Raw genomic sequence first — 20197 nt, forward strand, 5'->3', positions numbered from 1 at the left:
GTCTACGCCTGGTGCTCCTCTACAGCACTTCCGGCGCCGGCCCAGGCCCGGTCAAGGAATTGCCTAGCCAACTGTGTGAGCTGCCGGTCCTCGGGAGCGTTTCCGCCGAAGAGACCGTGTGGTGCGCCCTCGAAGATATGCAGTTGGGCGTTGGCTCCCGCATCACGGAGCGTGTTGTGCATGCGCACTGTGTCCGACAGCAGGAAGTCGCGGGTGCCGCTGAATAGGATCGTGGCCGGCCAGTGCTCGTCGAACGCACCGAACAGCGGAGAGAGGTACGGCAAATGAGCGTCGTGACCTCCGGCGTACAGGGCGACAGGGTTCGCCAGGGCGCCATCGGTGCCGAACGGCTGGGCGACAACGGTGTCGCCTGACAGTGTGAGGTCGACCAGGGGGGAGTTGAGCACGACGGCGGCGGGCATCGGGAGTCCTTCATCCCGGGCGCGCAGGAGGAGAGCGGCGGCGAGGTTGCCGCCTGCGGAGAGTCCGCTGACGGCGATCGACGTCGGATCGTGCGTTTCGAGGAGTGCACGGTAGGCCTCGACACAGTCGTCGAGCGCGGCAGGGTACGGGTGCTTCGGGGGCATCCGGTAGTCGAGGCTCCATACGGTCACGCCGTACGCTCCAGCAACGAAGCCGGCAGCGGCCCGTGCCGATTCGCCGCCGCCGACCGTGAATGCACCGCCGTGGATACTCAGCAGCACCCGCTCGTCGCCCACCGGCAGTTCTTCCGGCGTGCCGACGAATACGGCCGAGTTCGAGAGCGCGACCTCGTCGATCTCCACTGCAATGCCGGTGCGCACTGCACCGGTGGTGGCCAGTGCGATGGCGTCGATCTGTTCGGGGGACGCGGCTGCTGCGGTGGCAGCCGTCCAGGCTTCCAGATCGTCGGGGAGCGGCGGGGTCGTGGTCGGAAAGGATGACAGCATGGTCAACCATGCAGTCGCCTCGGGGCTAAGGCCGGCGGGCAATGAAATACTGTTCGCATTTTCGGTTGTCGTCATTGCGTCTCCTCGTAGGAACATGTTCGGCATCTTCGCTAGCGGCTTCGTTGCCGGTATCCGTGGCCGAGATAAACCGTAACTCATTCGGTATTACGAGACAACCGCGAAACCGCATCCTGGCGTCATGCTTGCCACAGAAAGCCGAAACCGATACGGTTTCTGCCTAATCGGATGTTCCCTTCATTGACCTGTAGGAATTCCCGTCCACCGGGTTCAACCAGCGATCCCAGACGATAGCTGATCCAAGGAGAATAGAGTGCCGCACTCGACCACCACCAACATTATGGTTCCGATGCGGGACGGCCTCCGTCTGGCGACAGACATCTGGACTCCGGATGGATCACCCGCGCCGGTGCTGCTAGTGCGCTTGCCGTACGGCAAGGACGCATTCCCCGACGCGCCCTTGATTCCCAGCCGCGAAGCTCTGGTCGAGCACGGATATGCCGTTGTCTGGCAGGATGTGCGCGGCCGCTACCGGTCAGAGGGCCAAGGATTCGAACCTTTCGTCGGCGAAGCAGACGATGGTGTTGACACTGTTAAGTGGATCATGGCGCAACCCTGGTGCGACGGGCACGTGGGCTCGTACGGCGCCTCGTATCTCGGCGTGGTGCAGTGGCAGACAGCATCGAACAGTCCCCACGGGCTGGCTGCGATCGCTCCGCATTTTGCTTCGACCGATGTCTACAACGCTCCGTGGTTCAGTGAAGGGGGCGCCATGTCATGGCACCTCGTTCACACCTGGTCGACGCTCAACTCCATCGCGCCGACTCTCTCGTCCATTGAGGAATACATGGCCGTCGTCACCGAGGGTGAGGCGCTCGTCGATGTGCTTCCGATGGCAGCCCGGCAGCGCCTTCGCGACGAGACTGCGTGGTGGTCGAAATGGATGAAGCACACTGGTCGCGACGACTACTGGAAGGCGCTCGCCGTGAGTGACGAACCGGCAGCCATCACGGTGCCCGCTCTGAGCGTCGGTGGCTGGTTCGATGTCTACGTGAACGATACCGCCAACTCGTACCGCCTGATGCGCGAGTCCGCCGGTTCCACGGAGGCGCGAGAGGGGCAGAGACTCCTCATTGGCCCGTGGGATCACCTCAGCCAGACTGGCACCTATCCTGATCGCGACTTCGGAGAGTCGGCGTCCGGTACCGCAAGCGGGGTCGAGCAGCTTCATATGCGCTTCTTCGACACACACCTGCGCGGTAATAGCGCGGCCCTCGACGGGGATGCGCCGGTTCGGATCTTCGTAATGGGTGCCGACGAATGGCGCGACGAACGGTCCTGGCCGTTGCATGACACCGTCTACACGGACTACTACCTCTCTGGTGGCGGAAATGCTTCGTCGTCCGCGGGTGACGGTGAGCTCACGCCGTCAGCACCGGCCTCCGACGCACGCGACCAATTCCTCTACGACCCCGCGGACCCGGTGCCATCGGTCGGCGGGCGGATGTTGCGCGCCGGGGAAGCAGGTGGATGCGGCCCTGTCGACCAGTCGACGGTCGAGCAGCGACCGGACGTGCTGTGCTACACGACGCCGGTGCTCGATAAGCCGATCGAGGTGACCGGGCATGTTGCGCTCATCTTGCATGTTTCGTCGTCTGCGCTTGACACCGACTTCACGGCCAAGCTCGTCGACGTGTATCCGGATGGCCGTGCCCTCTACCTCACTGACGGCATTCTCCGCATGCGCTACCGCACGGCTCTCGATGCCCCGGAGCTCCTCACTCCCGGTGAGGTGTACGAGGTAAGGCTCGATCTGTCTGTGACATCGAACGTCTTCCTCGAGGGACACCGGATTCGCCTCGAAGTCTCGAGCAGCAACTATCCACGCTTCGACCGGAACACGAACACCGGCGGCCACATCTCCGGCGAGGCCGCGTTCGTCGTCGCACGCAACACGGTGCTGCACGGACCAGCCACGCCGAGCCGACTCGTTCTCCCTCTTATCAACCGGCCGCTGTCCGATTGAACGTCCCCACTCCCACAAACTAAGGAACCTTCGATGACGACCGAGAGTCAGCCGGATCAAGACCCATCGCTCACCGCGGACGAATGCGCCGCCGATCCCATAGTGCGGTGGGGGATCGTCGCCACCGGCACGATCTCGCGACAGATGACCGCCGATCTGCGGCTCGTCGAGGGTGCGGACGTGGCAGCAGTCTCATCGCGCGATCTGCAAAAGGCTGACGCGTTCGCCGATGAGTTCGAGATACCTCAGCGTTACGGCGATTATCGCGAGTTGCTTGATGCCGAGATCGACGCCGTGTACATCGGCTCACCGCACGTGACCCATTTCGAGATCGCGAAGGCAGCTCTTCTTGCGGGGAAGCACGTACTGTGCGAAAAACCCATGGGCCTTTCTGCAGCCGAGGTGCGGGAACTCGGAGCCCTCGCCGCGCGCCAGCGACTGTTTCTTATGGAAGCCATGTGGATGAAGTTCAACCCGTTGCATATCCGGCTCCTGGAACTCCTGCGCTCCGGTCGCATCGGAGAGGTCAGAAGCGTGGACGCTTCGTTCGGGATCCCTTTTCAGAAAGACGACTCCAGTAGGTGGAAGGCTGAAATGAGGGGCAGCACCTTGCTCGATCAGGGCATCTATCCCGTGACGCTTGCCCACATGGTCTTCGGAATCCCTGAGGCGATCCAGGCGGCAGGGGTGGTGCGGGACGACGGTGTCGACCTGAGCGAGCATTTCACGCTCAGCTATTCAGACGGCCGGTACGCTCGGGGCGCGAGTTCCATGGTCGAGTTCCTGGACCTCGGTGCATCCATCTGCGGCACAAAGGGCTGGATCTCAACCGAGCCGGGCTTCTGGGCGACTTCCAAGATGACGGTTCACACCCCGTTCTCACCCGACAGTGAGCCGAACGAGCCCATTGAGACGCTGTGGGAGGGCAACGGGTACGTGCCAATGCTCCGCGCGGTTAACGAGTCGATCGTGCGCGGCGAATTGGAGAACACCACGCACACCAATGAGGATGCAGCGGCGGTGTTCGACTCGCTGGATGAGATCAGGCGACAGCTGTCGTAGTCCGGACGTGCGCCCCGAATGACGTTCGCCGGCCGCGTGGCTCGACGGTCAGGAACGACCCTAGGTGGTGCCGCCGCGGATCAGAGTGAAGCGGAGCGGTGCGGCGATTAGTTCCGGCGCATCCGAATCAGAGAGGCGCACCTGGAGATCCCGTGTCAGGGCATCCATCAGGCCGCGGAGATCTGTGTCCACGGTCGTGAGCGGGGGCGACCAGAGCTGACCGACCGGCGTGTGGTCTACCCCGACCACCGAGAGCCGATCGGGGACTTCCACGTTCAGTTCCCGCGCTGCCGCGAGAATCGCGAGGGCGACGTCGTCGTTGTAGCAGGCGATGCCGACCGGTGATGTCGTGGAGCCAAGGACAGAGCTGAGGGATGCAATGGCGCCGTCCAGAACTAGCGGCACCTCGATCCGGCCAGGTTCGGGAAGCCCGGCTGTTGCGCAGTACGCCTGCAACGCGTCGAATCGCCCAGGTCCGTACGGATCTAGTCGATTATCGGAGAGGGAGGCGAACCAGAGCGGTCGGTCGCCCCGTTCGAGCAGGGCATTCGCTTGGACCTCGGTGATGCCGCCATCAGGGATATTTCGGCCCTCGTCGCTGTACCGACGGGGGAAGATGATCGTTCCGCGCTGCTCGAGGAGCTGACGGTCGGCCAAGGGCAGACCCGCGAAGTCGATGAGTGCGAGTGGCCGGAGCGCGAGGATCGCGGCGAAGGAGCTCTCGAGTGTGCTCCCGGCGAAACGCACAACGACATTTGCTCCCAAATGCCGCGTGCCCTGCATCACCTGATCGATTGCGTCTTGGAGATTACTTCCGAACGTCGTGTTGGGCAGCAACACCACGATCGTGTCGCTGATGCCGCTCACCAGTGACCTGGCAGCAAGTGACGGCCGGTAGTTGAGTTCACGTGCGGCCGAGTGAACCCGTTCGCGAGTGCTTTCGGGAAAACGAGCGTCATTGCCGTTCAAGATATTGCTCACCGTCGATCTCGAAACACCTGCGCGCCGGGCAACATCGCCGGCCGTAGCGGGGCGATCGAACTCTTTTGTGGCTGTCATGTCGCCATCTTCCCACACGTTATCAACGTCATTTCGCCCTCTTGCGAAATTACCACTTGAATGTAGTATTGCGTGTGACCTAGCATGCAGTATCGCGAGACCCACGCCGGTGAGACCACCGATGGTGGGGCTGGACCGCCGACCGGCGCCCTGGACGCGCGAACATCACAGCCCGAAACCCACAGCATTCGACGAAGGAGTCTCAATGAAATACACCCATGGATTGCGAGCAGCCGCGGCAGCGGCGGGGGCAGTGCTGTTGCTGGCTGGCTGCTCCGCGCCGAGCAGTTCGCCGAGTTCGGCTGCCCCGCAGACGCTCAACTTGTCCATTCAGGCGCCGCCGACGAATTTTACCGTCGGCGACTGGTCGGGCGGAGACTCGACGCTCTTCACCTCGGTCTACGACTCGATCCTTAAGACCAATGTGAAGGGCGAGGCGACGCCCGGAATCGCGGAGTCTTGGTCGTACTCTCCTGACAAACTCGTCCTGACCCTCAAGATCCGGACAGGGCAGAAGTTCTCCGACGGCGAGCCCGTTGACGCGGCGGCTGTCGTAGCCTCACTGAAGCAGACGATGAAGGAGCCTTCGTACTCGGCCCAGCTGGCGACCATTTCCGACGTGACGGCGCCAGACGCGACCACAGCGGTCATCACGCTGAAGACTCCCGACGCATCCTTGCTCTCGAAGCTCGGCGGAGTTCAAGGAGGGGTCGGAGCGCCCAAGGTCCTGACTGCGAAGAGTTCAAGCCTCGACCCTGTCGGGTCCGGTCCCTACACCCTTGACAAGTCCGCCACGACGGCAGGATCTGTCTACACCCTCAAGCGAAACCCAGGCAACTGGGACGCGTCCTCCTATCCGTTCGAAACCGTAAAGATTCGGGTCATTCAAGACCCGACGGCGTCGCAGAACGCACTGAAGACCGGCCAGCTCGATTTCGGAGGCGTGAATCCCGATCAGGTCAGCCAGTTCCCGAAGAGCCAGTTCACTACTGGTACCTCGCTTCCCCAAGCGGTCGGCGCCATCTGGTTGGCAGACCGCGATGGAAAGATCGTCCCCGCTCTCAAGGACGTCCGGGTGCGCCAGGCCATCAACATGGCTGTCGACCGCAGCTCTATCGCGACGAAGCTCGTCGCCGGAGCGCACGGCACCGAACAGCTCGTCAGTCCGACCGGTGCCGCCTACAGCGCAGATCTCGATAAGACCTACCCGTTCGACGTTGACGGGGCGAAGAAGCTGATGGCCGAAGCTGGCTACGCGGACGGATTCAGCGTGAAGATGCCCAGCACGGTTGTCTCGCAAGCGTATGACGCCACCATCGCACAGGAACTGGGTGCCATCGGAATCAAGGTCACGTACGATACCGTCCCGTTCCAGGACTTCTTCGCGAAGGTTTACGGCGGAACATATGGCCTGTACTTCATGTACAACGGCTTCTCCGGAGATGACGCATCCGACCTCAATGGCTCCACCTCGGGAGCGTTCAATCCATACGGGACGACCACGCCGGAACTCACCGAGCTTCTCGCCAAGGCGAATGCTGCCCCCGCCGACAAACAGGGTGCTGCGTTCGGGGCCGTCAACAAGTATCTGGTCGACCAAGCTTGGGCCGCTCCGATCCTCTCCTCGACTGGGCCGTGGGTGACGACGAGTCGGATCAAGTACACCCCTCCGGTCACCCCATCGCTGAACCTCCTTCCGTTCGGCGTCGCGGCATCCAACTAACCACCGCTCGACGTTGCGCGGGGGCTCGGCCCCCGCGCCACACCCTGGAGTCCATCGTGATTGTGTATATTCTGCGCCGCCTCGGCGCGGGTCTGGTCCTCGTCTTTATCGTGACGGCCATCACCTTCTTCCTCACCCACGCGGCGAACATCCCGGTGGCCAACAACATACTCGGCGCCGGCGCCACCCAGGATCAGGTGGCGGCGCTCAATGCGAAGCTGGGACTTGATCAGCCGATCATCGAGCAGTACATCAACTGGCTCGTTGGCGTGCTGCATGGTGATCTGGGAATCTCGTACTTCACCAGCGAACCGGTTGCCTCGGGAATCGCGGCGCGACTGCCCGTCACTCTGTCTGTGGTCGTCGTGTCCCTGATCTTCACTCTCGTGTTGAGCGTGATCCTCGGTGTGGCGGCGGCCTCGAAGCGGGGCCCACTGGACGTGGTGCTTCAAGGAATCGCCACGCTGTCCTTTATCTTTCCCGCGATCCTGCTCGGCATCATACTGGTCTACGTCTTCGCGATCACGCTGCAAATCGTGCCCGCAGTCGGCTACACCTCCCTTGCCGAATCACCCTCGGGCTGGTTCGCCTCGATCATCCTTCCCGCCATCGTCCTGTCGATTGCCGGGATCGCCTCGCTTGCGGCGCAAATCCGTGGGTCGCTCATCGACGAACTCGGTCGCGATTACGTGCGTACACTGCGTAGCCGCGGAATCTCGGACATGTCGATCCTGCTGAAGCACGCGCTGCGCAATGCATCCGGACCGGCCTTCACCACGTTCTCCCTCCTGTTCATCAGTCTGTTTGGCTCTGCCCTGTTCATCGAGAAGATCTTCGCCCTCCCAGGGTTCGGAACTTATGCCTACCAGGCAACGATCCAAGGTGACCTGCCGGTGATGCTGGGCGTGACGCTCTTCAGCGTCCTCCTTGTCGTCATCGTCAATCTGATCGTCGATCTAGTCAGTGGCTGGCTCAACCCGAAGGTGCGTGTCTCTTGACCACTACCGAAATCGACAACATCGCCGCCGTATCGGCGCCGGAAAAGAAGCGATCCGGGGTGATACGCCGGCTATTGAAGAAGCCGCTCGGTCTCATTTCGCTGATCGTGCTGATCGTGATTGTGCTCCTTGGCGTTTTCGCTCAGTTTTTCAGCGCCCACGATGCGACCTTCACGTCTCTGCAAGTGGTCAACGCGCCTCCAGGCACTCCCGGGTACATCCTGGGGGCCGACCAGAACGGGCGCGACATCTGGGCGCGGATCCTTGTCTCGATCAACGTCTCGGTGATCTCTGGCCTGATCGGCGCAGGGGTGGCGACGCTTGTCGGCACGCTGTTCGGCCTGCTTGCGGGGTACGTGGGCAAGAAGACTGATGCGATTACGTCGTGGACGTTCAACTTGCTGATGACGTTTCCGGCCCTGGTTCTGGTGCTGGTGCTCTCTCCGGTGACGGGCGGTGCGTACCAGGCGACGATGTTCATCTTCGGCCTGTTCCTGGCGCCGAGTACCTACCGCCTGGTGCGGAACCTCGTGGTCGGCGTCAAGAATGAGCTCTACGTCGACGCAGCGCGCGTCTCCGGCCTGTCGAATCGGCGTATCCTCTCGCGGCACGTGCTCTACGTCGTGCGTGGGCCGATCATCATCTCTGTGTCCTTTCTCGCCACCGCGGCGATTGGAATCCAGTCAGGGCTGGCCTTTCTGGGCGTAGGATCGACATTGACGCCGAGCTTCGGCTCGATGACGAGCGACGCATTCATCAACGTCTACTCGTATCCGCTACAACTGGTGTGGCCCTCGGTGGTTCAGGCCTTGCTGACCAGTGCGCTCATCCTGCTTGGAAACGCGTATCGCGATGCACTCACGGACGCAGAGCGTCCCACCAGGGCCGAGCGTAGAGCGGCCGCTTCGGCTGCCGCAACCCGAACCAGGATGGTCCGGGCACGTACGGCTGGCGCGCCCGACGTGAGCAGCGCGAGGTCGCTTCTCACTGTTCGCAATCTGTCAGTTGGTTATGCCCAGACTGACGGCGTGTTGAAGTCAGTCGTCGACGGCGTCTCGCTCGACGTGGCGCCCGGCGAGATCGTCGGGTTGGTCGGAGAGTCCGGATCAGGTAAGACACAGACCGCGTTCTCGATCCTCGGCCTTCTCCCGCCGGAGGCCCAGGTCGAAGCAGACGTCCTGACCATTGCAGGTGACTCGCTGGTCGCGAAGGACTCTCGAGAGCTGCGCAAGATGCGCGGAAGCGTCATCGCGTACATCCCGCAGGAACCGATGTCGAACCTTGACCCATCCTTCACTATCGGTAGCCAACTCGTCGAGGGGCTTATGGCGGGGATGTCGCGGAAGGAAGCCAAGGCGACGATCCTGCAGTTGCTCGCGCGCGTGGGAATTGCCGATCCGGAGCGGACTTTCGCGTCGTACCCCCACCAGATCTCCGGTGGCATGGCTCAGCGTGTGCTCATCGCCGGCGCGGTGGCGAGTCGTCCGAAATTGCTGATCGCCGATGAGCCGACAACGGCTCTCGACGTTACGATCCAGGCGGAGATCCTCGACCTGTTGCGCGATCTCCAAGGCGAACTGGGGATGGGTGTGCTGCTAGTGACGCACAACTTCGGCGTGGTCGCCGATCTCTGCGATCGCGTAGTCGTGATGCGCAACGGTCAAGTGGTCGAGACCGGGAAGGTGCGGGCGATCTTCCACGAACCCGCTCACGAATATACGCAGCAGCTCATCGCGTCGATTCTCGACGAGAACACCGTGCGCACTGACCCGGCGCCCCATTCGGATATGCGTGAACTCGAGGAGACGAAATGACCGCCTTACTGACGATCGACGACCTTCGGCTGCGCTACCCGGGACGGGGCTTCCGATCAGCTTCCCCCGAAGTGCTTCGTGGCATCTCGCTGGAAATCGCACCGGGGGAGACACTGGGACTGGTTGGTGAGTCCGGATCGGGGAAAACCACGCTCGGGCGTGCGGTCCTCGGCCTTGCTAATCCGACGGGGGGTTCGATCACGTTCCAAGGCGAAGACATTACCCGCCTGAGCCAGAAGCAACGCCGGCCGCTTGCCAAGCGTCTGCAGGTGATCTTCCAGGATCCGTACACGTCGCTGAATCCCGTGCTTCAGATCTCCGAGATCTTGTCTGAGCCGATCGTCGCGCAGGGTGTGTCGGCGGCCGATTCGCGAAAGACGGTCTCGCGCCTCCTCGACCAGGTCGGACTCCCGTCGAATGCCGCACAGCGCTACCCCCGTGAGTTCAGTGGAGGACAGCGGCAGCGTGTGGCCATCGCCCGAGCACTCGCGCTTGAGCCGAGGCTCATCGTTTGCGACGAGCCTGTCTCGGCCCTTGACCTGTCGACGCAGGCTCGAGTGCTCGACCTGCTTGTCGACATCCAGCGGAACACCGGGGTGTCGTATTTGTTCATCACGCACGACCTGTCCGTCGTGCGCCATATCAGTCACCGTGTAGCGGTCATGTACAAAGGCGAGCTCGTCGAGACGGGTCCCGTGGCTGAGGTCACCACTACGCCTCAGCACGAATACACGCGCAGCTTGCTGCTCTCTGCACCCACCGCAGATCCAGACCTCCAGCGCGAGCGCAGGGCGCTGCGCCGACGACTCCGGGAAGCTGCCGCATGATACTGGTGAGATTCAACGATGCGCCTGAGGAGTTCCTGCGGGAAACCAAGAGGACGCTCGGCATCCCCGCGGAGGACCCCGGTCCCGTTCGGTTCACGCTGAACGCGGTGGTGGCCGCCCCGGAAATCCCATTCTTGATTCGACGACAGGCTAAGGAACCGACATGAGCGAACTCGCCGCTGCTTTCCCCAAAGGCTTTCTCTGGGGGGCATCGACCGCCGCACACCAAAACGAGGGCAACAACACACTCAGCGACTTCTGGGCTCTTGAGCATCTGAAGGGTTCGTCGTTCTCGGAGGTCAGTGGCGACACCGTCGACTTCTACCACCGCTGGAAAGAGGACATCGACCTCTTGAAATCCCTCGGTTTCAACGCTTTCCGCTTCAGCATCGAGTGGGCACGAATCGAACCGTCACGCGGCGAGTTCTCGGCCGCCTCACTCGCTCACTACCGTCGGATCATCCAGTACTGCCTGACGCAGGGTATCGAACCAGTGATCACACTCCACCATTTCTCAAGCCCGCTGTGGTTTGCCAAAACAGGTGGGTGGGGATCCGCCGAAGCAGCGGACCGCTTCGGCGACTACGTGACCGCAGTCGCGCCAATTCTCGACGGGGTAACCTGGGTGGCGACGATCAACGAACCTAACATTTTCGCCGTGATGCATCAGATGTCGCTGGTGCTGCAGGCGCCTGACCCGGAAGCCGTCATCGCGCAAATGGGCAGCACGCAGGACGTCGTCTCAGGCGAGGCTGGGATCAACGCGTTCTCGATGCCGGAGCCGAAGGAGGAAGCTGCGCAGACCATGCTGCGCGCCCATGCGCGCGCCCGTGAGATTCTTCACGCGACGACATCTGCTAAGGTCGGCTGGACCGTCGCTGTTCAGAGCCTCGTCGCGAGGCCTGGTTGCGAAGAAGAGCTGCCGCGCTACCAGCGCGTGTGGGAGGACTCCTATCTCGAATCGGCACGCGATGATGACTGGGTCGGTGTCCAGGCCTATACGAGTCAGCTCGTCGGACCGAATGGGCTCGAAGGGGCCCCCGAAGGCGCGGAAGTCACTCAGACCGGTTGGGCCTACCGGCCCGACGCCCTCGGCATCGCGCTCCGTCGTGCCTGGGAGGTCACAGGCGGCACTCCGATGATCGTGACTGAGAACGGCATCGCGACGAACGACGATAAGCGCCGGATCGACTACACCACCGGTGCGCTGCAGGGCGTGTCCGAGACGATCGCCGACGGGCTGGATTTGCGCGGGTATCTGCACTGGACGTTCATCGACAACTTCGAGTGGGTGCACGCATATCAGATGACTTTTGGTCTGGTCGCTGTGGACCGAACCACATTCGAACGCACCCCGAAGCCGAGCGCCATCTGGCTCGGCGAGGTAGCTCGAACCGCTGGGCTCTCGGCAGGTCTGATCAAATGACCCAAGGAGGGATCAGCGCCTGCCGGTCTTGCTGGCGGCGCTGATTCCTTGTCAGTTGCACCGCTCTGGCCGATCTGGCGCCTGACGACCGGTGGGCAGGTGTTTCTGAGAGAGGCCACGGCGCGGCCTCGACATCGATGCTCTTCATGCCATTGTGGTCACCGATTCCGACGTTACTCGAACACCCTTTTTCGACGACGTTGATCGACGGCATCGGCGGCGTTCGCAGTTGAGCCGGGGCGGGACGCGGACTGTCACATGGAACATCGCCTTGGCAAGCTTGGCCGAGGCGAGGAATCGTTCAAAGTGGTAGTGGCTGGTTTTCCACGACGTTTTTCATGACCAATGTCGAACTCAGTCGCTGTACGCCGGGGAGAGCGGAGAGCTGCTCATCGTAGAGTCGTTGGAAGTTCCGTATGTCGCGGGCGACTACTTGAAGCAGGTAGTCGGGGTCTCCGAAGAGGCGCTGCGCCCGCAGGACGTTAGGCACCCCGGCAACGGCTGCTTCGAAGGCAGCGACAGTGTCGCGGTCTCCGTCGCGCATCGTTACGAAAACCAGGGCCTCGAATGTGAGGCCAAGAGCCTCGGCGTCCAGTTGTGCCCGATACCCGCTGATGGCGCCGGATTCTTCCAATGCTCGGAGCCGACGGTGGCAAGGGGACAGGCTCAGCCCTACGCGCTCAGCCAAGTCGGTCAGCGAGAGGCGGCCGTCCATCTGTAGCTCAGCAAGAATCTTCCTGTCCATGTTGTCCATAGAGAAGATTCTCCCTGAAACAAGCGCCGATTCCAAAGAATTTGGAAGCACATTTGGGCCGTACTTCCCTAAACTTTCTTTAGGCCCAGACGCGCTGGGTTCTGAAGTGCGAAGGAGAGAAATATGCCGTTCGGGACCGTGGCCGCATTTTGGGCGGTGTCCTTTCTGTTCGTGGTGACACCGGGGGCGGACTGGGCCTACGCCATCTCGGCCGGGCTCAGGCACCGGACCGTCGTGCCGGCCGTCGCCGGACTGCTGACCGGACACCTTGTGGCCACTGCGGTGGTCGCTGCAGGCGTGGGGGCGGTAGTTGCGGGTTCGCCGGTGGTGCTGACCGTGCTGACTGTCGTGGGGTCTGCGTATCTGGTGTGGCTGGGTCTGGGGATGTTCAGAAACCCGTCGGTCCCGCGGGCAGGTGCGGATTACGTGGAAGGCGGTTGGGCCCGGCAGGCGCTGAAGGGTGCCGGGATCAGTGGACTGAATCCCAAGGTCTTCCTCCTGTTCCTCGCGCTCCTGCCGCAGTTCACGAACCCCGATAATTCGTGGCCCGTTGCCGGGCAGATCGTGGCACTGGGACTGGTGCACGTTGCCAGCTGCGCAGTCATCTACACCGGTGTGGGAGCCGGAGCCCGCGTGGTGCTGCGGGCCCGGCCCACCGCCGCCCGCACGGTATCCCGGTTTTCCGGCGCTGCCATGATGCTCATCGGAGTGGTCTTGCTCATCGAACAGGTCCTCCACTGGAACTCGTAGGCCCGCTGACAACTATTTAGCCCGCTGCCATCGTCCACAACCAGGAAGCTTTGGAGACCCTAGCCTTGCATTCAGAATTGCTCCACCGAACCTATCTGGACCTCACAACCCCTCACGTGGCCGACGCCTGCATGCGCCTCGGTATCGCGGTCCGGTGCGCGCCGGCAAGAACCGCCCCGTTATGGACGGGAAGCCATCTGGGGATTGCACCGCGATACGTCCGAGCTCAGGACCATCCGGGTCAGGCCAGCCCAGGCCCGGTGACAGGTCCCTGGGTCAAATCGGTTTCAAGGGCAGGTTCCTGGTCCGCGCGGCACGAGCCCTGAAACCGTGCGCCCGCTGGTCCGGTCGGCCCTGGGCGGAGGTGCACTGTGTCGTGCATGATCTGCTCCGCTCGATCGAGGATGGCAAGGCTGAGTCCTTCGGGACGGTCCCGGAATTCGGCCTGCGCCAGAATGGCGGCACCGGCCATCAGGGCTGGGAGGCACAAGTCCTGTTCGCCTACATCGATGGCCGCCGTCGTTGTGTGGCCGGCAGCGCGCACGAGCGCCTCCAGCGGGTAGACGGCGCGGCGCCCGGTTCCTTCCGAGGTCGCTTCTTCCACGGTGTTCCTTCCTCGCCTGCCGGAATGCTGTCCGCCGCGGGCGCAAGGCCCGGCCTCCGGACACGCCCGCCGGGACGGGGTAGGAACATCCGTGGGGAGTGCATGGACGGACGTCATGCTGTCCTTCGTTGGTCGGTCCCCGTGGCACCACCGGATCCGGCCGGTTTCGTCGTGTGTTCCCTTTTCCGCTGAGGCAATTCTCGCTGGGTGTGGGTCTTCCCCGAGAGTGGATCCGAACGCGGAGGCTCAGGAAGCGGCCGAGGCAGCGGCCCAGTCGCGCAGGTGGTTCAGGTGGTCGGCTCCGCTCCGCGTGGCGGTGCCGTCCCGAGTCGCCTCCAGCAACGCACGCCGTAGGGCGATCTGGTCGACGGTGGGAGCAAACGTGTAGGTCTTGCTCCGCCCGTGGGCGGAGCTGATCACGAAGCCCCGCCCATGCAGTGCAGCCAGGTGCTGATAGACGCTGGACGGCGAGATATCCAGCGCTGCTGCGAAGTCGCCGACCGTGTCCAGTCCCTCCAGAAGGAGGGACAGGAGGTGGAGCTTGGCGGGGCTGAAAAGCAGGCTCCGGCCGAGAATGGGCGCGCCTCCTTCCTTTTCCCGACTGGGTGCACGGTTATCCGGGACGGTTGCTCGGGCTGCTCCCCGCTGCGGCGCGACGGTGGCTTCGATCCTCTTGGAATGACCGGAGGATGTCCTCTTTGGGCTCGGTACTGCCAGGTCCCCCTGATGCCGTGAGTCCCGGAGCCGGGACGGCGCGATTGATCGGATCGGCCGGTCTTGCCGGCCCGGCTCCGGGGCGTTTGGGCTCATTTCTCGTTCAGAATCCTCTCGAGGTCCTCTGGTTCAGGGGCGTGTCCGTCGTGGGCCTGCTCAAAGGCGGAGATCTCGGCTTCGAGCTCGGCCATGGCCTCGCCGCCGGCCATGAGGTCGGTGATCTCCTCGCGGGTGCGCTCGCCCTTGCGGAAGTCGGCGGCTAGTGCGCCGTGGATGAGGACGGCGAAGTGGTCTCCGACCTTCATCGCGTGCGTGACGTTGTGGGTCACGAGAATGACGGCAAGGCCTTGCTGGCGCGCCTGCATGATGATGCGCAGGACGTGGGTCGCCTCCTTGACGCCGAGCGCAGCGGTGGGCTCGTCGAGGATGAGAAGCTTGGCGCCGAAGTGCACGGCGCGGCCGATGGCAAGGGCCTGCCGCTCGCCGCCGGAGAGGCCGCCGACAAGGCGGTCCCCGTCGGTGATACGGGTGATGCCGAGGCTCCGCATCTCGCGCACGGCGACCTCGCCTGCGAACTTGCGATCGAAGCGCTTGAACGGTCCCCACCCCTTCTTGGGCTCGGCGCCGACGAAGAAGCATCGGCCGATGCTCATCAGAGGGAAAGTCCCGCCGAACTGGTGGACCGTTGCGATCCCGCGGTCGCTGGCGTCCCGGGGGCTCTTGAACACGACACGCTCGCCCTCGACGTCCATGGTTCCCGAGGTCGGCTCGTGGAAGCCCGAGAGCACTTTGATCAGGGTGGACTTGCCGGCGCCGTTGTCTCCGAGCAGGCAGAGGACTTCACCGCGCTTTACCTCGAGGGAGATGTCGTTGAGAACCTGGGTTGAGCCGAACGACTTGCAGACGTCCGTCAGCTTCAGGAATGGGGCATTCATTTGGTCAGGCCTTCTTCTTCGGGGTGCCGGAGGACAGGGCCATCTTCCGGAAGGTGTTGTTCATGAGAACCGCAACGAGCAGCAGGATGCCGAGGATAAGTGCTGCCCAGTCGGAGTTCCAGCCGGTGTAGTAGATGCCCTGGCTGACGATCGCGAACGTGAGGGTTCCGAGTACCACGCCGACGACCGATCCGTAGCCGCCGGTGAGGAGCACGCCGCCGACAACGACGGCGATGATCGAGTTGAATACGAACGCCTGGCCGTTGGCGACCTGGGCGCCGTTGTAGAGGATCGTCTGGATCACGCCCACGAGCGACGCGCCCAGCGCCGAGCCCATGTACAGCCCGATCTTTACCTTCTCGACGGGAATACCCGTGGAGCGGGCGCTGATTGTGTCACCTCCGACGGCGACGATCCAGTTCCCGCGGGGGGCGAAGTGAAGGAACCACCCGACCCCCACGACGACGGCGATCCACCAGAAGATGGCGACCTCGAACTGGCCCGCGATGAGGGTGCCGAACAGGCCTTTTGCCCATTCATCGGGGTTAAGCGAGACGCTGGTGGTGCCGGTGATGACGCGGGAGAAGCCCAGCGTGATGCCTGCGAGGCCGAAGTTCGTCGCCAATGTGACGACGAAGGACGGCACGTTGGTCTTGGTGACGAGGAGCCCGTTGACGAACCCGATGGCGCCGCCGACGACGAGGGCGGCGACAATGCCGACGATCGTAGGCAGGCCCCAATAGCCCGAGACGATCGCCGTGGTCATCGAGCTTGCGGCGATCACCGAGCCGACCGAGAGGTCAAGTTCGCCCGCGATCATGAGGAGGCCGACCGGGATGGCGACGATGCCGAGCTCGGCGGCGACATTGAGCCAGCTGGCCGAACCGCCGCTGGAGAGAAATTGTCCGCCGCCGAAGATGGCGAAGAACACGAAGACCGCCAGCGTGCCGATGAGCGCACCGGCCTCGGGCCGACGGAGGAAGGACAAGGATGCCGGAGGCGCTGTTTGCGTCTTCCGTTTGGCGGAGACCTCGGACGGGCCGTGGGTCATGTTAACTGCCATGGTTGGATTACCACCTTCAATACGGGACGCGACGGCTTTGACGCGCCCGGGAGTCGGGAGCCGGGCCCTGTGGACTCAGGGCCCGGCTCGTCGTCAACGGACGCCGGCCTGGTCGCCGGCGAGGACCTGGTTGACGTTCTGCGAATCGATAATTGCAGGACCCGTCAGAATGGGACGCTGCGGGAGGTTGAGGCCATATGAAACGTAAGAGTTGGCCATGGACACCGAGAGGTAGCCCTGCATGTAGGGTTGCTGGTCGATCGCGAACAGGACGGACCCGTTCTTGATGTTGTTCAGCGTTGCCGTGTCCATGTCGAAGGTCGCCGGCTTGACCTTCCCGGTCAGGTTCGCCTGCTGAACCGCGCTGACCGCGCTGCCTGCATCAGAGGTGCTGATCGTGACAACCGAGTCGATGCTGGGATCCTTGAGCACCGCCGCCTTGATCGCCTGGGCGACGGCGGTCTGGTTGCCGAACTGGGAGGAGGGGAGCGGCAGCTCGGTTGAGGTTCCGCCATTGGCCTTGATGCCGTCTGCAACGCCGCGGCACCGGTCCTCGGTGTTCGTCGAACCCGGGAGGGTGTTCACACAAAGGGAGTGCTTGACGTCGTGCTGGCCTAGGTACTTGCCGCCGGCCGAGCCGGCGGTGTATTCCTCGCTGCCGACGTAGTTGATCGCGCCCGCCTTGTCGGCGGCCTGGAGACCCCCGGCGTTGTAGATGATGAGCGGGATCTTCTTATCCGTCACGCGTTTGAGGGCCGCGTCTTCGGCGTCGGGCACCCAGTCCGGGGCGATGACCGCCGTAGCGCCCTGGCTCAGGGCCGAGTCGATCAGCTTGGCCGCGTCGGGGCCGAGGTTGTCGTAGTTCTGCGGGCCGAGGAACGTCACCGAGCCGCCCTGGGCCTGCACGACCTTGCCCGCGTCGTCGACGCCGCGCTTGACTTTTGACCAGAACGGGTCGTCGGACTTTCCCCCGATGACGAAGATCTTGGCCTTGCCGTTTCCTCCCGCGGCCGCGCCGCTGTTCGAGCCGGACGCGTTACCGGACTGGGAGCACGCGCTCGTCGCCAGCACGGCGAGGACCGCTGCTGCGGCCATGACCCGGCGGTTCCTTGCCATTCGGGCGATTGACTTCATCGTCATCAGTTATTCCCTTTCACAGAGCCGGACCGATTTATGGAGCGGTCCAAATCCAAGGCGTTCCAATGTGGCGCCCATCACACAATGGCGTATAGGGATGGTCGGTGTCAATACTTTGTCAGAACAATTTGGAGCGCTCTTACGACGGCTCTCGACTGCACGGGGAGCGACGCTTGAAAGCGGCCATGAACACGCGGCGGCAACCGCGATGTTCTGGGGTGGGCGGCTCCCCAGTGCCTATCCGCCGTGGACTGCCGGTGCGGAGAAGCGCCTTGGGGGCAGATGAACGCGATCTTTGCGCGTCGGGAGGCGAAGTGGCCGGCATGCGTCAGGGCGGAGTGCCGTTGTGGCTGAAGCATGCGGGCCATCAGCTGGGGGAGCGGCGGTCCTTTCTGAACCGACAGGTTTGAGACAACACGGGGACCCCCGAAAGCTATCCCCGCCCCCGGGACTCCGGAGAGTTGTCGAACTTAGGCGGGTCCAAGCGTCGACCAGAGGCCAATCAGCGGTCCATCGCCGGGGGGCGCCCCGTGCTCGAACGGACGACGAGTGTTGGCTCGAGGACGATTTCCCGCCCCTGAACATCCAAGCCGTCGCATCGAGCGACGATCCGCTCGATGGCGGCACGGGCCATCTCGTGCGGCCGCTGGGCAACGCTGGTGAGGTCGAAGGCAGGATTGTGGGCGAGATGGCTGTCATCCCACCCGACAACCGATATGCCGCCGGGGACGTCGATTCCCTCGCGGGCGAAGAGGCTCACGGCAGCTGCAGCCGTATCGTCGTTGAAGGCGACCACCGCCGTCGGCAATTCGGCCGCGGCAAGCAATTCGCCTGCCGCCCTGAGCCCGTCAAGGGAATCCTCCCCGCCGGAGACCACCATGGTTTCCCCGCCAAGTCCACGCTGTCCCATGGCCCTGATGTACGCCTCCCGGCGCGCATTGGCGACGAGGCCACGGCCGCCGTCCAAATGGGCGATGCGCCGATGCCCGAGATCGGCGAGATGGTTCACCGCCAAGGCCATTCCGTGTTCGTCGGAGGTCCGGACGACATCGACGGACTCGTGATCGACACTCCAGCCCATTACTGTCATGGGAATGGTCCCGGCCATGGCCGGCTGTGCTACGGGCGGTCCGAGCATGACGAGACCATCGAACCTGAAGTCGGCAAGGGAATCCAGCGCCTGTTGTTCTCCCCGTTCGGGGGTGACGGCACTGAGGATGAGGTCGTATCCATGGTCGGCAGCCGCTGCGTAGAGGCCTTCGAGCAGATCGAAGTGGAAGTGGCCGGCTCCCCCGAATGTCACGCCAATCAGGCGAGACGTCGGGCTGGCCAATGACCTGGCACGGCGGTCCGGCCTGTAGTCGAGCATTCGTGCAGCGGCCAGAACCCGGAGGCGAGTCATGGAGGTAGGGCCGGGCTCTTCCCGAATGACAAGGGAGGCCATCGCGCGCGATACGCCAGCCTGCTTGGCGACGTCCTCGAGCGTTACGCGTCGCACGGGAGTTCGATTCTGCTTGTCGTGCACTACCATTTCGAATCGGTTCCCATCGTCGGCTATGGCCGTAGGCCTTCCGAGCTTCCTAACTTGTACTGACGGTCCCGAGCGTATCACTTGGTCATTTAGGCGAAGCGGTGGGGCTTTGGACCATTGGCGATAGCGCTAGCCACGTCGTCCGGAACACGGCTGGCTACCAGGATCGCGTCGTTTGTCGGCTCCACCACCGGCACAGACGCTCATGCTTGTGGCTGCTTCGTATCGCCCTTTTCTGGGGCAGGTTTCAGCCTGTCGTCCCCCGGGGGCCGGGGCGCCAGGACGGGCAACCCCCGTCCCGAGCGTCTGGGGAGCTACTTCTTAGCGAGCTACTAATCGACCTCTCCTTGGGGCACAACATCCGCTAGAGGCTCAACCTCTGTTGCGTGCCGTCGATCCTCCCTACGTCAGGGCAGTTATTGGGTGAGGGTGGTTGAATCGAGTTCCGCGTATCCTGTGCCTCCTGCGTAGAACGGTGCGCTCTTCGCAAGCCGGATCGTGTTAAAGCCTGCGTACAGCGTGAGCGTGGCGCTCACTGAGTCCGTGAATTGGCCCCAGCCCGCGGTCGCCAGGTAGGAAATGGTGGACCAGGCGCCTCCGTTGTATGCGAGGCCCTGGGTTGAGGTTGCTCCTGTTCCATTGGCGTACTTGATCGCCATTGTGTAGGTTCCGGCGGTGGGGACGTCCACCTGGAAGTCGACGAAACTGTCGTCGCGGGCATTCGTGGTTCCGTCGACGCGGCCCACGTAGCCGTGCGAGAGCGAAAGACAGCAGCCCTGCACGCCAGGACGCGCGGGATCCTCATCACCCGCCAGACGCCGGGCCAT

18 protein-coding genes are annotated in these 20197 nt (G+C 63.3%); 8 read left to right on the forward strand and 10 right to left on the reverse strand.

The window, feature by feature from the left end; genetic code table 11:
• Window positions 1–2: 2 nt before the first annotated feature.
• Window positions 3–1004 (reverse strand): alpha/beta hydrolase fold domain-containing protein, encoded by a 1002-nt coding sequence (locus tag QRN59_RS21550; protein WP_284984491.1) that lies wholly within the window; start codon window positions 1002–1004, stop codon window positions 3–5.
• A 256-nt stretch (window positions 1005–1260) separates the two neighbouring features.
• On the opposite strand from QRN59_RS21550, the gene QRN59_RS21555 reads away from it, so the two are divergent.
• Both QRN59_RS21555 and QRN59_RS21560 read left to right on the forward strand, forming a co-directional pair.
• Window positions 1261–2973, forward strand: coding sequence for a CocE/NonD family hydrolase (locus tag QRN59_RS21555; protein ID WP_284984492.1), 1713 nt, complete (start codon window positions 1261–1263; stop codon window positions 2971–2973).
• A gap of 33 nt (window positions 2974–3006) precedes the next feature.
• Window positions 3007–4035, forward strand: coding sequence for a Gfo/Idh/MocA family protein (locus tag QRN59_RS21560; RefSeq protein ID WP_284984493.1), 1029 nt, complete (start codon window positions 3007–3009; stop codon window positions 4033–4035).
• Between the two features lie 60 nt (window positions 4036–4095).
• Here the strand turns inward: QRN59_RS21560 and QRN59_RS21565 are convergent, their stop codons facing one another.
• Window positions 4096–5094: a LacI family DNA-binding transcriptional regulator gene (locus QRN59_RS21565; RefSeq protein WP_284984494.1), complete on the reverse strand. Its 999-nt coding sequence runs from the start codon at window positions 5092–5094 to the stop codon at window positions 4096–4098.
• A gap of 205 nt (window positions 5095–5299) precedes the next feature.
• Between QRN59_RS21565 and QRN59_RS21570 the strand changes: the two genes are divergently transcribed.
• The 5 genes from QRN59_RS21570 to QRN59_RS21590 all read left to right on the forward strand — a co-directional run bounded on the left by QRN59_RS21570 (window position 5300) and on the right by QRN59_RS21590 (window position 11882).
• Window positions 5300–6817 (forward strand): ABC transporter substrate-binding protein, encoded by a 1518-nt coding sequence (locus tag QRN59_RS21570; RefSeq protein ID WP_284984495.1) that lies wholly within the window; start codon window positions 5300–5302, stop codon window positions 6815–6817.
• A gap of 56 nt (window positions 6818–6873) precedes the next feature.
• Window positions 6874–7815: an ABC transporter permease gene (locus QRN59_RS21575; protein WP_284984496.1), complete on the forward strand. Its 942-nt coding sequence runs from the start codon at window positions 6874–6876 to the stop codon at window positions 7813–7815.
• Window positions 7812–9629 (forward strand): dipeptide/oligopeptide/nickel ABC transporter permease/ATP-binding protein, encoded by a 1818-nt coding sequence (locus tag QRN59_RS21580; protein WP_284984497.1) that lies wholly within the window; start codon window positions 7812–7814, stop codon window positions 9627–9629. The genes QRN59_RS21575 and QRN59_RS21580 overlap by 4 nt, the downstream gene beginning before the upstream one ends.
• Window positions 9626–10456 carry an ATP-binding cassette domain-containing protein gene (locus QRN59_RS21585; RefSeq protein ID WP_284984498.1) on the forward strand — a complete coding sequence of 277 codons (831 nt, stop codon included), beginning with the start codon at window positions 9626–9628 and terminating at the stop codon, window positions 10454–10456. The genes QRN59_RS21580 and QRN59_RS21585 overlap by 4 nt, the downstream gene beginning before the upstream one ends.
• Window positions 10457–10619: 163 nt before the next feature.
• Window positions 10620–11882, forward strand: a complete 1263-nt coding sequence (locus QRN59_RS21590) for a glycoside hydrolase family 1 protein (RefSeq protein ID WP_284984499.1) — start codon at window positions 10620–10622, stop codon at window positions 11880–11882.
• 301 nt (window positions 11883–12183) lie between these two features.
• Here QRN59_RS21590 and QRN59_RS21595 read toward each other — a convergent pair whose 3' ends face one another.
• On the reverse strand, window positions 12184–12636 hold the full coding sequence (locus tag QRN59_RS21595; protein ID WP_284984500.1) for an Lrp/AsnC family transcriptional regulator: 453 nt from the start codon (window positions 12634–12636) through the stop codon (window positions 12184–12186).
• 123 nt (window positions 12637–12759) lie between these two features.
• Between QRN59_RS21595 and QRN59_RS21600 the strand changes: the two genes are divergently transcribed.
• Window positions 12760–13386 (forward strand): LysE family translocator, encoded by a 627-nt coding sequence (locus QRN59_RS21600; protein ID WP_284984501.1) that lies wholly within the window; start codon window positions 12760–12762, stop codon window positions 13384–13386.
• 241 nt (window positions 13387–13627) lie between these two features.
• Here the strand turns inward: QRN59_RS21600 and QRN59_RS21605 are convergent, their stop codons facing one another.
• From QRN59_RS21605 to QRN59_RS21635, 7 genes are all read right to left on the reverse strand, one after another.
• On the reverse strand, window positions 13628–13990 hold the full coding sequence (locus QRN59_RS21605) for a hypothetical protein (protein ID WP_284984502.1): 363 nt from the start codon (window positions 13988–13990) through the stop codon (window positions 13628–13630).
• 246 nt (window positions 13991–14236) lie between these two features.
• Window positions 14237–14800, reverse strand: a complete 564-nt coding sequence (locus QRN59_RS21610) for an ArsR/SmtB family transcription factor (protein WP_284984503.1) — start codon at window positions 14798–14800, stop codon at window positions 14237–14239.
• On the reverse strand, window positions 14797–15639 hold the full coding sequence (locus QRN59_RS21615) for an ATP-binding cassette domain-containing protein (RefSeq protein ID WP_269992230.1): 843 nt from the start codon (window positions 15637–15639) through the stop codon (window positions 14797–14799). The genes QRN59_RS21610 and QRN59_RS21615 overlap by 4 nt, the downstream gene beginning before the upstream one ends.
• 4 nt (window positions 15640–15643) lie before the next feature.
• Window positions 15644–16702 carry an ABC transporter permease gene (locus tag QRN59_RS21620; protein WP_284984504.1) on the reverse strand — a complete coding sequence of 353 codons (1059 nt, stop codon included), beginning with the start codon at window positions 16700–16702 and terminating at the stop codon, window positions 15644–15646.
• 93 nt (window positions 16703–16795) lie between these two features.
• Window positions 16796–17842, reverse strand: a complete 1047-nt coding sequence (locus tag QRN59_RS21625) for a sugar ABC transporter substrate-binding protein (RefSeq protein WP_284984505.1) — start codon at window positions 17840–17842, stop codon at window positions 16796–16798.
• A 499-nt stretch (window positions 17843–18341) separates the two neighbouring features.
• The gene (locus QRN59_RS21630) at window positions 18342–19337 is read right to left on the reverse strand and encodes a LacI family DNA-binding transcriptional regulator (RefSeq protein WP_284984506.1); all 996 of its coding nucleotides are present in this window, start codon (window positions 19335–19337) and stop codon (window positions 18342–18344) included.
• A 449-nt stretch (window positions 19338–19786) separates the two neighbouring features.
• On the reverse strand, window positions 19787–20197 hold the full coding sequence (locus QRN59_RS21635; RefSeq protein WP_284984507.1) for a CBM35 domain-containing protein: 411 nt from the start codon (window positions 20195–20197) through the stop codon (window positions 19787–19789).

Source organism: Arthrobacter sp. efr-133-TYG-118, assembly GCF_030209755.1.
GTDB lineage: Bacteria > Actinomycetota > Actinomycetes > Actinomycetales > Micrococcaceae > Arthrobacter.